14 protein-coding genes are annotated in these 14,392 nt (G+C 64.9%); 7 read left to right on the top strand and 7 right to left on the bottom strand.

The annotated features are described in order from the left end of the window. Positions 1–25 precede the first annotated feature (25 nt). A complete protein-coding gene (locus R3P95_RS08345; protein ID WP_317547994.1) occupies positions 26–1,474 on the bottom strand; it encodes a carboxyl transferase domain-containing protein in 1,449 nt (482 codons plus the stop codon). A gap of 7 nt (positions 1,475–1,481) precedes the next feature. Then, positions 1,482–2,336 carry a 3-hydroxyacyl-CoA dehydrogenase family protein gene (locus R3P95_RS08340; RefSeq protein ID WP_032375026.1) on the bottom strand — a complete coding sequence of 285 codons (855 nt, stop codon included), beginning with the start codon at positions 2,334–2,336 and terminating at the stop codon, positions 1,482–1,484. A 164-nt stretch (positions 2,337–2,500) separates the two neighbouring features. Between R3P95_RS08340 and R3P95_RS08335 the strand changes: the two genes are divergently transcribed. Next, complete coding sequence (locus R3P95_RS08335) at positions 2,501–3,952, top strand: NAD-dependent succinate-semialdehyde dehydrogenase (protein ID WP_317547992.1); 1,452 nt, start codon at positions 2,501–2,503, stop codon at positions 3,950–3,952. Positions 3,953–3,981: 29 nt separating this feature from the next. Then, positions 3,982–4,689, top strand: a complete 708-nt coding sequence (locus R3P95_RS08330; protein ID WP_317547991.1) for an SDR family NAD(P)-dependent oxidoreductase — start codon at positions 3,982–3,984, stop codon at positions 4,687–4,689. 76 nt (positions 4,690–4,765) lie between these two features. On the opposite strand, the gene R3P95_RS08325 is transcribed toward R3P95_RS08330, so the two are convergent. Then, the gene (locus tag R3P95_RS08325) at positions 4,766–5,629 is read right to left on the bottom strand and encodes a PaaI family thioesterase (protein ID WP_317547990.1); all 864 of its coding nucleotides are present in this window, start codon (positions 5,627–5,629) and stop codon (positions 4,766–4,768) included. After that, positions 5,629–6,807 carry a thiolase family protein gene (locus tag R3P95_RS08320; RefSeq protein ID WP_317547989.1) on the bottom strand — a complete coding sequence of 393 codons (1,179 nt, stop codon included), beginning with the start codon at positions 6,805–6,807 and terminating at the stop codon, positions 5,629–5,631. The genes R3P95_RS08325 and R3P95_RS08320 overlap by 1 nt, the downstream gene beginning before the upstream one ends. A gap of 221 nt (positions 6,808–7,028) precedes the next feature. Here R3P95_RS08320 and R3P95_RS08315 point away from each other — a divergent pair, with 221 nt between their 5' ends. Next, positions 7,029–7,796 (top strand): SDR family NAD(P)-dependent oxidoreductase, encoded by a 768-nt coding sequence (locus R3P95_RS08315; protein ID WP_032375022.1) that lies wholly within the window; start codon positions 7,029–7,031, stop codon positions 7,794–7,796. Positions 7,797–7,982: 186 nt separating this feature from the next. Here the strand turns inward: R3P95_RS08315 and R3P95_RS08310 are convergent, their stop codons facing one another. Continuing rightward, entirely contained in the window at positions 7,983–8,738 is a 756-nt protein-coding gene (locus R3P95_RS08310) for a DUF4839 domain-containing protein (RefSeq protein ID WP_317547987.1), read from the bottom strand. A gap of 127 nt (positions 8,739–8,865) precedes the next feature. Beyond that, a complete protein-coding gene (locus tag R3P95_RS08305) occupies positions 8,866–9,696 on the bottom strand; it encodes an enoyl-CoA hydratase-related protein (RefSeq protein WP_032375019.1) in 831 nt (276 codons plus the stop codon). 92 nt (positions 9,697–9,788) lie between these two features. On the opposite strand from R3P95_RS08305, the gene R3P95_RS08300 reads away from it, so the two are divergent. Next, positions 9,789–10,640 carry an enoyl-CoA hydratase/isomerase family protein gene (locus R3P95_RS08300; protein ID WP_317547985.1) on the top strand — a complete coding sequence of 284 codons (852 nt, stop codon included), beginning with the start codon at positions 9,789–9,791 and terminating at the stop codon, positions 10,638–10,640. Between the two features lie 8 nt (positions 10,641–10,648). After that, positions 10,649–11,836 carry an MFS transporter gene (locus R3P95_RS08295; RefSeq protein ID WP_317547984.1) on the top strand — a complete coding sequence of 396 codons (1,188 nt, stop codon included), beginning with the start codon at positions 10,649–10,651 and terminating at the stop codon, positions 11,834–11,836. Between the two features lie 5 nt (positions 11,837–11,841). On the opposite strand, the gene R3P95_RS08290 is transcribed toward R3P95_RS08295, so the two are convergent. Continuing rightward, a complete protein-coding gene (locus R3P95_RS08290; RefSeq protein ID WP_317547982.1) occupies positions 11,842–12,570 on the bottom strand; it encodes a TetR family transcriptional regulator in 729 nt (242 codons plus the stop codon). Positions 12,571–12,769: 199 nt separating this feature from the next. Between R3P95_RS08290 and R3P95_RS08285 the strand changes: the two genes are divergently transcribed. Both R3P95_RS08285 and R3P95_RS08280 read left to right on the top strand, forming a co-directional pair. Further along, positions 12,770–13,063, top strand: a complete 294-nt coding sequence (locus tag R3P95_RS08285; protein WP_317547981.1) for a WhiB family transcriptional regulator — start codon at positions 12,770–12,772, stop codon at positions 13,061–13,063. Positions 13,064–13,535: 472 nt separating this feature from the next. Beyond that, on the top strand, positions 13,536–14,351 hold the full coding sequence (locus R3P95_RS08280) for an SDR family NAD(P)-dependent oxidoreductase (RefSeq protein WP_317547980.1): 816 nt from the start codon (positions 13,536–13,538) through the stop codon (positions 14,349–14,351). Positions 14,352–14,392: the final 41 nt, after the last annotated feature.

Here is a 14,392-nt window from a genome sequence, read left to right as displayed (position 1 = left end):
GTGAGTCCTGTTCTCTTCGTTGGAATTAGCTGTTCGGTCCGGCTCCGCGGTAGGCACGTTCGGTCATCGCATTCCAGCGGCTGGTGCGATGACCCGCGTCGTTGCGGGCGATGCTGTCGAGGATGTACCGGCGGACGCCCGTGATCGACTCCGGCAGGGCGCGTTCGGCGAATCCCGAACCCACGAGTTCGGCGGCGGTGGGTGCGAATGCGCGGGCGAGGCCGGCTGCCCGGCTCGGATCGCGATAGAGTACGGCCGACCCCGCCTCCGGTCCGATCACCCAGAAAACCGAATGCCGGAGCATTGCAACGTGATCGGCGTGCGCGAGGGCCATCGCGCCGCCGCTGCCACCTTCGCCGACCACGATCGAGACACTGACGCTGGACAGCGCAGCCATCGCGGCCATGGTGGCCGAGATCTCGTGCGCGATACCGTCGGCCTCCGCGTCGGGCGAGGGGTCGGCACCGGGGGTGTCGACCAAGGTGACCACCGGCAGATGTAAGCGGTCGGCCAGGGAAATGGCCCGCTGCGCAAGCCGGAACGCGGCCGGGCCCGGCAGACCCAGCCCGGCGCCCGGCACCCGATCCATCGCGATCAGCACCACACGAACTCCGTCGACGGTGGCGATACCCGCCCGTATCGCGGGATCGGTACCGTGCAGCTCGATCCACGAATCAGTAAGCCAGGCAGCCCATTCCAGCCCCGAGGCGCGCCGGGGAGATCGCGCGAACCCTGCCACGTCCCAGGCGTCCGACGAGACCGGCGACGCCGCGGCGGTTCGAGGTCCACCTCGCCCTGCAGGGAGAGTCAGTGGGTCTGCGGCCGCCAGACCGAGCACCGCGCGAAGGCGGGCGGGTTGCTCCGGCTCGGGGACCAGCGCGTCGAGAAGACCGTTCGCGTATGCGGATTCGGCCGTGTGCGAGCTCGCCGGTGGACGCACCCCGGTCACCTGCTCGACCACTCGCGGGCCGCCGAAACCGATGACGGCCCCAGGAGCGGCGATGCGTACGTCGGCACCGGACGCCCACGAGGCGTACACCCCACCGGTGGTCGGGTGACGCAGGGCCGCCGCCGTCATCAGACCGGCACGACGGTGTTCGACGAGCGCGCTGGTGACCCTCGCCATCTGAACGAGAGCGAACATCCCCTCCTGCAGTCGAGCACCGCCGCTGCTGACTCGGAACGCCACCGGTAGAGCGCGATCGGTGGCGCGGCGGACGGCACGGACGATGCGCTCGCCCGCAACGGCACCCATCGTGCCGCCGTGTCGAGCGAAGTCGCAGTCGATGAAGACGTGCTCTCCGGTGCCGTCGGGTGCGCGCACCGTTCCGCTGCGCACCGACTCGATCGCAGGCGGGGTGTACCCGGCGAAGCCGAGCGGGTCGGTGGAGACCAGGTCCAGATCCCACTCGTCCGCGAAGTGCGTCGCCGTCTCGTCCACTCCGTCCGGGGTGCCGATCACCGAGGCTGTCACAGCGGATTCAGCTCGAGTACGTGTAGAAGCCGCGGCCGGTCTTGCGACCGAGCCAGCCGAGTCGTACGTACTGCTTGAGCAGAGTCGGCGGTTGGTAGCGAGGATCCTTGTATTCCTCGTACATCGATGCGGCCATGTCGTGGACGATGTCGAGTCCGATCAGGTCGCTCAGCGCGAACGGTCCCATCGGGTGGTTGAACCCGAGCTTGATGACATCGTCGATGGACTCCATGTCCGCAACACCGCGCTCGAAGGCTCGGATCGCGTCCACCAGGTACGGCACGATGAGCAGGTTTCCGATGAACCCCGGCACGTCGTTGACCACGACGGGGCTCTTACCCAGCGCCTTCGCGAACTCGACGAGCACGTCCACGTTGGCCGCTTCGGTGACCGGTGTCTTGATGACCTCGACAAGTTTCATCGACGGCACCGGGTTGAAGAAGTGGAACCCGACGACCGATTCGGGACGCTTGGTGGCCGCAGCCAGGATCACCAGGGGGATGGTGGAGGTGTTCGATGCGATGTACGCACCGGGCGCCACGAGCGCATCGATGTCGGCGAGCACCTTCTTCTTGAGGTCGACATCCTCGAAGACCGCCTCGATCACCAGGTCCGCATCCGCTACCGCGGCGAAGTCCGTGGTGATGGTGATGCGCGCCAATGCCTGCGCCAATTCGTCCTGCGTGATCTTCCCGCGATCGGCGGTTGCGCGCAGACCTGCCTCGATTCGCTCCTGGGCGGCCGTCGCCGCGGCCGTCGAGGTCTCGATCCCGACGGTGGCGAAGCCGAATCGCGCAGCGGTCTGCACGATTCCGCCCCCCATGGTTCCGCAGCCGACCACTGCAACCCGTGTGATTTCCACTGACACTCTCCTCACGAAAGCACTCCTTAGGACCTACCGGTAAGTGTTACGGTAACCAGGACGATAACAGAGCTTCGCGGGACCTGACCTCGAACCGAAGAATTGATTCGATCCGGCGTCCCCCTCTCGACACACACGCTCGACAGCTACGGAAGGCACGCCCGATGACTCGCGATCCCGCCGCCACACTCTTCGTCGACGGCCACTGGCAACACGCTGCAGACGGCCGAACATTCGACGTTCTCGATCCGGCCACCGACGCCGCATTCGCCGTCGCCGCCGACGGTGGTCGCGCCGACGCGAGTGCTGCGGTCACCGCTGCCACACAGGCATTCGACACGTGGGCCGGCGAGACCGCGTACGTCCGTTCGGCAGCGCTGCTGCGTGCCCACCGGTTGATGACCGAGCGAGCCGACGAGTTGGCGGCCCTGATGACGCGCGAGCAGGGCAAGCCGTTGCGGGCCGCCCGCAACGAGGTGAACTACGGCAGCGACTTCCTGATCTGGTTCGCCGAGGAGGCAAAGCGGGTGTACGGCAGCAGCATTCCGTCCCCGCGCGCCGACCACCGCCTCTCGGTGCTCCGGCAACCCGTCGGAGTCGTCGCCGCGATCACGCCGTGGAACTACCCCATCTCGATGATCACCCGAAAGGTCGCTCCCGCCGTCGCAGCCGGCTGTACCGTCGTACTCAAACCGGCCGAGCAGACGCCACTGTGTGCGGTGGCGATGTTCGAGATCTTCGAGGAGGCCGGAATACCGGCCGGGGTGGTCAATCTCGTGACGTCGAATCGTCCCGAGGAAGTCGGTGACGTGTTGCTCGATTCCCGGGACGTCCGCAAACTCACTTTCACCGGATCGACGTCCGTCGGGCGAGCACTCGGCGCACGCGCGGCGGCGACGATGAAGCGGGTGTCGATGGAACTCGGCGGGCACGCACCGTTTCTCGTGTTCGACGACGCCGATATCGAGCACGCCGCCAAGGGTGCGGCACTGGTGAAGTTCCTCAACACCGGACAGGCCTGCATCTGCCCCAACCGCATCTTCGTTCAATCCGGTGCCTACGACCGTTTCGTCGAGGTCTTCACCTCCCGGGTGAACGCAATGAAGGTCGGCAGCGGTGCCGGTGCCGGAGTCGCGATCGGCCCGCTGATCGACACCGACGCCATGGAGAAGATGGCGCGTCAGGTCGACGACGCGGTGGCCAAGGGTGCCAGTGTTCTCGCCGGCGGACACCGAGTGGACGTCGACGGCTCCCCGGGAAAGAACTTCTACGCACCGACGGTCCTCGTCGACGTCACCGAGGACATGGACATCTATCGTGAGGAGACGTTCGGCCCCATCGCGGCGATCATCCGTTTCGACGACGAGGCCGAGGCCGTGCGCCGGGCCAACGACACCGACTACGGACTCGCCTCCTACGTCTACACCGACGATCTGCGTCGGGCCGTCCGCGTCACCGAGAAACTCCGCTTCGGAATCGTCGGCGTCAACGACATCAACCCCACCGCGGCCGCTGCACCGTTCGGCGGAGTCAAGGACAGTGGACTCGGACGCGAAGGCGGCGCCCAGGCGCTCGACGAATATCTCGACGTCAAGCTCGTGGGCATGAGCCTGTGAGCACTGCACACGAAGGCGAGGAACACAAGATGACGCAACAACAATCGGTGATCGTGACCGGCGGCACCGGCGGTCTCGGTACCGCGGTGACGGCACTGCTGCTCGACAAGGGCTGGCGCGTCGTCGTCCCCTGGATCGCCGAAGCCGAGGTCGAACGCCTGGCCGAGCACTCCTCGAACCCGAATCTTGTGCTCACCCAGGCAGATCTGTTCGACACCGAGAGCACCGAGGCCGTCGCGGCCCTCGGAGCTGCCGACCCCACCGCACCGTTGACCGCACTGGTCAACCTCGTCGGCGGGTTCGCGATGGGACCGCGCGTGCACGAGAGTCCGATCGGTGACTTCGAGCACCAGTTGAATCTCAATCTTCGACCCACCTACGCGATGTCCGCCGCGGCGATCCCCCACCTCATCACCTCCGGTGGAGGTTCCATCGTCGCGATGTCCACCAAGGCCGCATCGGCACCGTTCGCCGGGGCCTCGGGTTACGTCACCGCCAAGGCCGGCGTGCTCTCGCTCGTCGCGGCGCTGGCGGTGGAGTACAAGAAGGACCGCATCCGCGCGAACGTCCTGATGCCGACGGTGATCGACACCCCGGGTAACCGGGCCGGGCAACCCGACGCCGATCGCAGCAATTGGGTTGCACCCGAGCGCATTGCACAGGTCATCGCTTTTCTGGTCGGGCCGGACTCCGAGGCCATCTCCGGAGCCCAGATCCCGCTCCCCGGCGTCGGCTGAGCGCAGCCGCACCGAAGAACTCGAGCCGGCCGCGGTGAGGTGTCCCGCGGCCGGCTCGCCCATCAGTTCCAAGGTCCTACGGTTTGACTGCGTACGAGACCATCGAGTGCGTGAACGGCTTACCCGATGCGCCCATCGTCCGCACGCGCATGACCGCAAGCGATCGACCACGTTGCACCGCCTCGGCGACGACGGTGACCTTGTCACCCTCCACCGCAGGCCGAAAGTAATTCGTACGCAACGACAGTGGGGACCACCGCGCAGCGCCACCATCGAGTGCTGCCACCGCGACGTAATCCGAGAGCGTCGCCAGCACACCGCCGTGCATGACCTGGCGTGGATTGTTGAGCCACGGTGCGGCGGCGATCTGGAGTTCGCTACCGGAATGGGTACGCTGCGGCACTCCGCAGAACATGTCCGTCAACGTCGCGGTCGGATCAGGACCGGGGATGTCCATCGGCTCGGAGGGACTGTCTCCGCTGGCGATGGGGAAGAACCGGCCCCACAGTGTTCCGGTGGCGCAGATGTTTCCGGACGAATCCCGTACGTCTCCCCGGGTCAGACCGCCCGAGGCATCGATCTGCATCAGTTCGCTCGCCGCACTGAGTTCGGGTCCCTGCCAGGTGGCAGCGGGAACGAAATCGAGGGACAGTTCCGAGGTGGCCATGCCCATCGTCGGGCCGGGACGCCGCACGAACAGTGGCCCACACAGGACACTGTCCATCATGATCGCCACCGAACTCGGATAGTGCACGCCCTCGGCGTCGGTCATCCACGGACCCGTGTGCATGCCCAGGCCCGTCACCCCCCAGTCCTCACGCCGGTCGATGGCGAAGAGGGTCTGGGGGGTGTGTTCGGCGAAACGAGAAGCCGCCGGGCCCGTCAGGACGTCGACACCCCGTGGATGTACCGCCGGTCGCGGACCGGATTCGATCGTCATCAGCGAACTTCGATGATCGCCGCGCCTGCCTGGCCACCACCGGCGCACATCGCCGCAACACCGATTCCGCCGCCGCGACGCTGCAGTTCGTAGATCAGCGTGGTGAGCATGCGAGCGCCCGAGGCAGCAACGGGGTGCCCCAGAGAACAACCGCTGCCGCTGAAGTTCACCAGCTCCTCGTCGATTCCGAGTTCCTTGCACGCACCGACCGGTACCGAGGCGAACGCCTCGTTGATCTCCCACAGTGCGACGTCGGCGACGTCGATCCCTGCGCGTGAGAGCACCTTCGGAATCACTCGGATTGCGCCGAGGCCGGTGTCCTTGGGGTCGATTCCGAGCGCCGCCCACGCCCGCACGGTGGCCATGGTGGTCAAACCCTCGGATGCGGCGAGGTCTGCGCTGGTCAACGCGAGTGCGGCCGCAGCGTCGTTGATGCCGCTCGAGTTACCCGCGGTGATGTTGAAGCCCTCGATCTCGGGATGCAGCACGCGCAACGACGCCAGCTTCTCGAGCGTCGATCCACGTCGGGGATGCTCGTCGACGGCGAATTCGACGATGGCCCCGTCCGGACCCTCCACCTTGATCGGCACGATCTCGTCGACGAACTTGCCCGCATCGATGGCCGCGATGGCGCGCTGATGCGACCGGAAAGCCCACGCGTCGAGCTCTTCTCGGGTCAGCCCGAGGGACTGCGCGGTGTTCCAGCCGACGGTGATGGACATGTCCCGGTTGGGCGCATCGTCGCGATCGGGGTGGGTCGGTGGCATCCACCCGTCGTTGTACTCGTCGACGGTTCCGAGGACACGCTGGGACAACTTCGGTCCGGTGGACGCGGACATGACGCCGCCGGCCACGATCGCCCGTTCCATGCCGGACATGATGTTCGCGGCCGCGTTGCCCACTGCCGTCAGGCTTCCGGCGCAGTGCCTGTTGACGGCCTGACCGGACACGGTGGTGAGGCCGGCCTTGACCGCCGCATAGCGGGCGAGATCGCCGCCGCCGTAACCCGATTCGGCGAAGATGACGTCATCGAATCGTGCAGGTTCGAGACCGGACCGGCGTACCGTCTCCTCGAGCACGGTAGTGGCCAGGTCCTCTGCCGACGTATTCCTCAGAGATCCCTTGTACGCAGTTCCGATCGCGGTGCGCGCGGCGCTGACTATGACGGCGTCCGACATGAGAGTTCCTCACTATCTGCAGGGGGCGTGTCCACATCCGGAACAGAAGACGGAAAACGCCCTGATTTTGTAATTCGGTACTAGCTACCGTAATGCCAACAGTATAGTAATCAACAGGGTCGGGGAACCGATTTCGACCAGCAGATCCACGCTCTCGAAAACACTGCCCGACGCCTTTCACACCACACCGCTCGCCGAGCGGCACGACATCAGGAGAATCCATGGAACTGGCAGGAAGCTCAGCACTCGTCACAGGTGGCGCAGGCGGATTCGGTGAAGCCACGGTCCGACGTCTGGTCGACGCCGGAGCCAAGGTCGTCATCGCCGAACTGTCCGACGAGAAGGGCAACGCTCTCGCCGAGGCCCTGGGCGATAGCGTCCGCTACGTCAAGACCGATGTCACCGACGAGGATTCCGTTGCCGCCGCCATCGCCGCCGCAGTCGAGTTGGGTCCGCTGCGCACCGCGGTGATCGTGCATGGCGGCCCGGCCGCAGGAAAGCGCATCGTGAACAGGGAGGGCAAGGCCTACCCCCTGGCCACCTTCAAGCGCACCGTCGACATCTTTCTCACCGGTACGTTCAACGTGCTGAGCCAGGCCGCCGCCGCGATGTCGTCCAACGAGCCACTCGACTCGGGCCAGCGCGGCGTCATCATCACCACGGCCTCCATCGCCGGCTACGAGGGCCAGGTCGGCCAGTCCGACTACTCCGCAGCCAAGGGCGGAGTCATCGGCCTCAACCTCGTCGCCGCCCGCGACCTCGCCCCCATCGGCGTGCGCACCATGTGCATCGCCCCCGGCACCTTCTTCACCCCCGCCTACGGAATGGAAGAAGCCGAGGCACAGGCTAAATGGGGCCCGGGAGTGCCGAACCCCAAGCGTATGGGACACGCCGACGAATACGCCCGATTGGCACTGCACATTGCCGAGAACGACTACCTCAACGGTGAGGTCATCCGAATCGACGGAGCACAACGATTCAACATCTGATCGACCCGGCCTTCACCTGACCACCGATGCTGGTCACCGCGCAGTGCGGTGACCAGCATCGGTGTCACTGGTCGGCGGTAGGCTCCGGCGCACCTGCGTGGCCGACATTCGACTCGATCGGCGGGATTCCGCCAATTGGCAACACTATTGGCCGATCAGGGGCGTTTTCACAATCGATCGCCGGAGCTAGCGGACGGCAGTGGCCACCGGATCGAGCAGGAACAGGCACGTCGTGTCTTCGTAGCGGTCGATCTTCGCCGTCACACTCAGGTTCGTCCCCACGCCGATCGTCTCCGGTACCGAGCCGGACCAGTGAAGATCGGCGGTGAGATTGACATCGCGTAACTGGAAAGCCGGCCCGGGAGCGGACGTTTCGCTGAAGTCGCCCGCGCCGATGAGGATGAGGTATCTGGTGCTTGCGTCCTCGTAGGGTGCCATCGCACCGATGCTGCCCGGGAACGACACCGTCCGACCTCGATGAGCCGACGCGAACGCTGCGATATCAGGTGAGCAGGTGTCGATCAGTGCGAGCACGGCCGCGAGCTCCGCACTGTTCTCGGATGTGAGGACGGCGCCCTCGGGCTCCGGCGATGATGCCGGTCCCGTGCCTACCGCGTCAGGGGACGGTTGCTCGCTCGGTGCGGCTGCCTTACTCGACGCAGGACTCGCGGACTCTACTGGCGCAGTGCTGTTTTCACCGATCGCGCCGATGGCGATGACGGTCGCGAGGACAAGCGTCAACGCGCCGCCACCGACGATCCAGAGGAGCCGATGAGACCTGGGCGCGGGCCGTCGGAACGCGATCTCCGTCTTGATCTTCCCGGGTGACTGGGAAACGACCTCCCAGCCTTCGCCCTCCCACTTCTCGATGGTCCGCGACACCATGCCGCGGACCGCACGGACCGTCTTGGTCTCGTACGCGATGTCAGTGTCCGTAGCCATATCCTCGAAACTCCCAGCGTCATGCCGGAACGTCACCGGACTCGCAGGGAGCCTACCGACCGCCGACGCCTGTGCGGCCCGGGGTGCGCCAGTGCCCTGGTGCTGTGGTGCTGTGGTGTGCGCAGAATCAGCGGCCGGTCCAGACCGGTGCGCGCTTCTCGGCGAACGCTGCCGGACCCTCTTTGGCGTCGGCCGATGCGGAGGTGGCCTGCGATTCCGTCGAGGTGATCGCCCAGCCTGCTTCTTCACTCGGACGGCTACCGTCGGGATGCTGACCGAGCGCAATCCGCTTGTGCGCCTGCACCGACAGCGGCGCATTGGCCGCAATCTGCTCGGCCAGTTCCAGTGCGGTGTCGAGAAGTCGATCGTACGGAACGACCCTGTTCACCAGGTTGAGTTCCAAGGCGCGCCGTGCGTCGATCGGCTCACCGGTCAACAACATCTCCATCGCGACGACGGGCGGAATCTTCGCGGCCAGTCGAAATGCGCCACCCGCTCCGGCCACCAGACCACGCTTGGCCTCGGGCAGGCCAAAGGTGGCCGTATCCGCCGCCACGACCAGATCTGCAGCCAGCACGATCTCGGTACCGCCGCCGAGGGCAGGCCCGTTCACCGCGGCGATCGTCGGCTTGCTGATGGCATGGCCCACCCATCCCGCCAGACCCCAGGCCTCGCGTCCGGGCGGGATGATTCCCTCGCCGCGGGCGATGGCCTTGAGATCGGCACCGGCACAGAAGGCCTTGTCACCAGCACCGGTCAGAACGACCACACGCACATTCGGATCGTTGTCCGCCTCCTCCAGCGCATCGCCGACCGCCAGGCACAGCGCCTCGTTGACGGCGTTGCGAGCCTTCGGCCTGTTCATCACGATCAGCATCACGTTTCCTCGGCGACTGACCAACACCTCTGCGTCGTCGATGCCCGCCTGATCGTTCACTGCCGGTGCGTCCGTAGTCATGGGCCACTCATTTCTCGAGAAGTGCGATGGGCACAGTCCGTATCGCTGCGCGCCTAGTTAGGCTTACGGTATACAACACTAGAAAGGTTACGATGCAAAATACGAGAATGGTGACGTCGATGTCCGCAGTGCAGACCGGTTCCGCGATCGAGCTCCGCGTCGACCAGGGAATCGCCTGGTTGACCATGAACCGACCCGAACGCCTCAACGCCATCGACCACGACATGCGCGACGACCTGCTCGCCGCCATCGAGGAGATCCGCACCGATCCCGCCATCCGCGTCGCCGTCGTCACCGGAGCCGGTCGGGCATTCTGCTCGGGGGCGGACCTGAGTCAGGACGACCATTTCCAGGTGGCCCCCGAGTCTCGCCGCGGTGACGGTTCCACCATGGCGCGCGAGGACGGCAGGAAGTTCGGCTGGTGGCGCGTCATCAAGGCCGTCTGGGAGAACGAGAAGCCGTTCGTGGCAGCGGTCAACGGGCCCGCATACGGTTTCGGCTGCAACTTCGCACTGGCCTGCGACTACATCGTCGCCGCCGAGGATGCGCGGTTCTGCGAGGTCTTCGTCACGCGAGGACTCCCGCTCGAGGCACTCGGGGCCTACCTCCTCACCCGCGCCCTGCCACCCGCCAGGGCCAAGGCCATGGGACTGCTCGGCGAGGCCGTCAGCGGTGCCGAAGCCGAACGATGGGGGCTGGCGAACCGATGCGTGCCCGCCGCCGATCTACTGTCCGTGGCAGGCGACGTGGCTGCCCGCTTCGCCGACGGCCCCAGCATCGGCATCGGACACATCAAGGGCCAGATCAACGATGCCTACGAGGCCACCTTCGAGCAGGCCTGGAAGATGGAGGTCACGTTGCTCGGTCTCGGCAGCGGTGGCGAGAGCGCAGAGGCCTTCTCCGCCTACGCGGGCAAGCGCGCACCGAATTTTCGGGGGATGTGACCGATTCGATGCCTCGCACTTCCGCGACACGCATCGTCGACGGCGCCTTTCTGGCACCGGCGACGGCCGTGTTCTTCTTCTTCTTCGCGTTCGGGATGGTCCTGCCCGTACTGCCGATCTACATCACCGACACCCTCGGGGGATCCGATCTCGCCGTGGGAACCGTCGTCGGGATCACGGCCGTCTCCGCCATCGCGATCCGCCCCTGGATCCCGGCGGGCGTACAGCGTTGGGGTGCAGCACGATTGATCGCCGGGTGCGGCATACTCGGCGGCATCTCGTTCGTCTTCTCGGGACTGATCGGCACCACGGCCGGGCTGTCCGGCCTGCGCCTGCTCGCCGGCGTCGCGCAGGCAGTGATCATGGTCGCGGCACTGATCATCGTCAGCTCGTCGGTGTCCGACGCCCAGCAGGGCCAGGTCATCAGCTATCTCTCGGTCGCCCCGTACACCGGGATCGGACTCGGCCCGGTCGTCAGTCAACCGATACTGCAGAACTACGGTGCCGCATGGGCATTCGCTGCCGCAGGTGTCGTCTCGCTGATCGCCGCCGCGGCAATCGCGCCCAGCGCCGCCCGTCGTCACGAACGAGACCTCGGCGCGCCACGCAGCAAGCCGGAGATCTATCTGCCCGCCGTCGTGCCCGGTCTGGTCCTGATGCTCGGCATCCTCGGACCGGTGGCACTGAGCACCTTCATGCCGCTCTACATCGGCGAACTCGGTTCCAACAGTCCCCAGTGGATATTTCTCGGCTACTCCGCAGTGATCCTGGCAGCGCGAATCCTGGGCGGTCGAATTCCGGATCGACTAGGACCCATGACGACCGGCGCAGTATCGACGCTACTGATCAGCGCCGGCCTCGCAGCGATCGCGCTCGCACCCAGTGTGTCGATCGTTTACCTCGCGCTCGTCCCGTTCGGAATCGGCATCGCGCTGCAATACCCGGGCCTGCTCGCACTCGTCATCGCCCGCGCGCCCGCGGAGTGCCGCTCGACCGCGATATCGACGTTCACGATGTTCTTCGACGTGGCGTCGGGGCTGGGCGCGGTACTGATCGGCGTCGTGGCCACCGCCGCCGGATATCGAGTCGCCTTCGGGGCATGTGCCGGGGCAGCCCTGTTGGGATTGGTCGTACTGTTGGCGTTCGATGCACTCAGCGGGCGCGCCGAGTCTCGACCAACCGCGTTGTCGGCGTGATCGGATCAGGCGTCGGCAGCTTTGCGAGCTCGCTTGTCGGCTCGAAGTACTGCCTCGAATCCAGTCATCAGATGTCCGATTCCGGCGTCGTAGTCGTCATCAGCCACCATGCTGAGCGAGCGCGTCTTGATCAGTTCGGCCAACCTCGGCATGTCCACGGGATCGATCAACCGGGCCTGACGCCGATCGTCGATGGTCGGCGACTTGGCGGAGAGTTGAATGCGTTCGAGCAGTATGGACCCGCGGGTATACACGGACATCGACTCGTAGACCTCGAGAGCGGACTGCGGCTCGAAACCCGCCTCGATCAACATTTCCAGAATCTCTTCCATGACCACGAAGACCTGATGCACAGCTTCTTTGCTGTACGTGCCGAACCGGACCAGGGCCAGATCGCACAGCGTGTGATCTGCACTGTAGATCGTGCGGGTCAGCGCGAAATGCTCACGCAGATAGGACTTCCAGTCAGATTTCTCGACGGGGAGCAACTGCTCGAACACGATGCGGATAGCCTCGTCCGTCATCGCGTTGAGGAGGTCGTCCTTCTTGCGGAAGTACCAGTAGATGCTGGTGACACCCACGTCGAGATGCTTGGCCAGCTCTGGCATGGACAGCTTGTCCAACGTGTCACGACGAGCCACCTCGAACGCACCGTTGATGATCTCCTCGGCGCTGATCGACCCACGCTCGCGACGTTGTCGACCAACCTTCTCCGATGTTGCCTGCTTCGGCATTACGTGTCCTCCCCTTCGATATCTCCCACAGTCAGTTCGGCAAGCATACCTAAGCATTCGGTAAGGTTTACTGTTGGAGCCGGATTTGCGCGATCCAATTGCGTGAGCAGCCCTGAGAAGACGTAAAATTCGGCCGAATCAGGGCCACATCCGGACAATTGCCGCACTATCAATCGTTCAGAACGAACAGGCTCCTACCATGCCCCGAAACCTCGGCATTGCCACAACTGTGGCCACCGCACTACCACGACCGCGCAGCGAATTCTGGGAATGGCAACTCCGCGCCTCATGTCGCGGACGGCCGAGCGACACGTTCTTCGGCGAGGATGAATCACCTACGGGTGAGCATGAGGTTGCAGCGAAGAAGATTTGCTCGTCGTGCCCGGTGATCTCCGCCTGTCGAGAACATGCTGTGCGCACCCGCGAACCACATGGAGTTTGGGGCGGACTATCGCCGAGCGAGCGCACGCGCCTCAGATGGTCGTACAGATGAACGGTGCCCGAGCATCAACGGCAGGAATCGAAGTTGCGGTTCTGCATGCTTGCAGTACTGCAGATAAGCGCCCACTACCGAAAGCTAGGCGGCGAGACCGTAAGCGTACAGGGGCGCGTGCACGCCCCGAGAAAGCCGCGCTGACCCTCGTGTCGAGGGACGGACTCAATGACACCACGGTGGATGCGATCAGCTAACTGAGCTCCCAGCAACATCTCTACGCGCACGCGGGTTGGGTCAGACCCAAGTCTGCGCGGTCAACTGAAAGCGCACCCGATCTGCCTGGGCTGTCGCCCACCAAGCCGACGACAACAACTCGCTGCGTCCGACAGACTCACAAGCAAACTTGCCACTCCAATCGAGCCCTCTACACAGACTTCAATACAGACCAGCTGGTTGCTAGCGCAACGAACAAGAAATCGTTACGGTGCCTAGTTACCGATGGTACCGATACGTGGGAGGCGCAAAGCAAATGCCGGGGGAATGGAGAGCCGCGGTCACCGGGGCAGGCTCGGGCGTCGGTCGCGAAGTCGCGTTACAGCTAGCTCGTCAGAACTGGATACTCTCACTTGCGGACAATAACTACGACAGGCTCCTCGACACACAGTCGCAATGTGCCGTCAGCACCAACGCTGCACACGCCACGCATTTGGACGTCGCCGACCGAACCCAAATCGAGTCGTGGGCCGCGTCTTCTCGGTCTGCTCTGGGCGGTGTCGACGCTGTCTTCAACGTCGCAGGTATCCTGTACAGCGGCGACGTAATCGACACTCCCCCGGCTGACTTCGATCTCGTGATGGCAACCAACTTCGAGAGCGTCGTGAACAGCTCTCGCGCCTTTTTGCCGGACATCTTGAAGTCACGTCGCGGTCGGATCGTCAACGTGTCTTCTGCATTTGGGGTCATGTCCGCACCCGGCTACTCCGCGTATAACTCGTCCAAATTCGCAGTGCGCGGCTTCACTGAAGCCCTCAACCAAGAACTTCGGCTGGCGTCCCGAACCGCACGTGCGACATGCGTGATTGCTGGTGGAATCAAAACGTCGATCGCTCGAACAGCACGGGCGGCACCCGGTGTTGACCAGGAACGAACTGCCGAACTATTCGATAGCCGCATAGCCCGAACCACCCCTGCAGAGGCCGCCCAAGCGATTATCGCGGGTGCATGGAAGGGAAAATCGCAGGTGAAAGTGGGCAATGACGCCCGTCTCATCGACGTGGCCGCGCGCGTGCTCGGCCCTCATTACCAACAGCTGCTGCCTGCACTCCAAGCACTACGGCGGCTCTGATCAACCGTCAGCAATAGCCAATCCACTCACCAGACCTGCGG

Source organism: Rhodococcus cercidiphylli (assembly GCF_033042225.1).
Taxonomy (GTDB): domain Bacteria; phylum Actinomycetota; class Actinomycetes; order Mycobacteriales; family Mycobacteriaceae; genus Rhodococcoides.
The sequence above is the reverse complement of the archived record's forward strand: the minus strand, read 5'-3'. Positions and strand labels throughout refer to the sequence as shown.

Coding starts and splice junctions, on each gene's coding strand:
- R3P95_RS08335 (WP_317547992.1), top strand. CDS start 2,501: ATGACTCGCGATCCCGCCGCCACACTCTTCGTCGACGGCCACTGGCAA.
- R3P95_RS08330 (WP_317547991.1), top strand. CDS start 3,982: ATGACGCAACAACAATCGGTGATCGTGACCGGCGGCACCGGCGGTCTC.
- R3P95_RS08325 (WP_317547990.1), bottom strand. CDS start 5,629: ATGACGATCGAATCCGGTCCGCGACCGGCGGTACATCCACGGGGTGTC.
- R3P95_RS08320 (WP_317547989.1), bottom strand. CDS start 6,807: ATGTCGGACGCCGTCATAGTCAGCGCCGCGCGCACCGCGATCGGAACT.
- R3P95_RS08315 (WP_032375022.1), top strand. CDS start 7,029: ATGGAACTGGCAGGAAGCTCAGCACTCGTCACAGGTGGCGCAGGCGGA.
- R3P95_RS08310 (WP_317547987.1), bottom strand. CDS start 8,738: ATGGCTACGGACACTGACATCGCGTACGAGACCAAGACGGTCCGTGCG.
- R3P95_RS08305 (WP_032375019.1), bottom strand. CDS start 9,696: ATGACTACGGACGCACCGGCAGTGAACGATCAGGCGGGCATCGACGAC.
- R3P95_RS08300 (WP_317547985.1), top strand. CDS start 9,789: ATGCAAAATACGAGAATGGTGACGTCGATGTCCGCAGTGCAGACCGGT.
- R3P95_RS08295 (WP_317547984.1), top strand. CDS start 10,649: ATGCCTCGCACTTCCGCGACACGCATCGTCGACGGCGCCTTTCTGGCA.
- R3P95_RS08290 (WP_317547982.1), bottom strand. CDS start 12,570: ATGCCGAAGCAGGCAACATCGGAGAAGGTTGGTCGACAACGTCGCGAG.
- R3P95_RS08285 (WP_317547981.1), top strand. CDS start 12,770: ATGCCCCGAAACCTCGGCATTGCCACAACTGTGGCCACCGCACTACCA.
- R3P95_RS08280 (WP_317547980.1), top strand. CDS start 13,536: ATGCCGGGGGAATGGAGAGCCGCGGTCACCGGGGCAGGCTCGGGCGTC.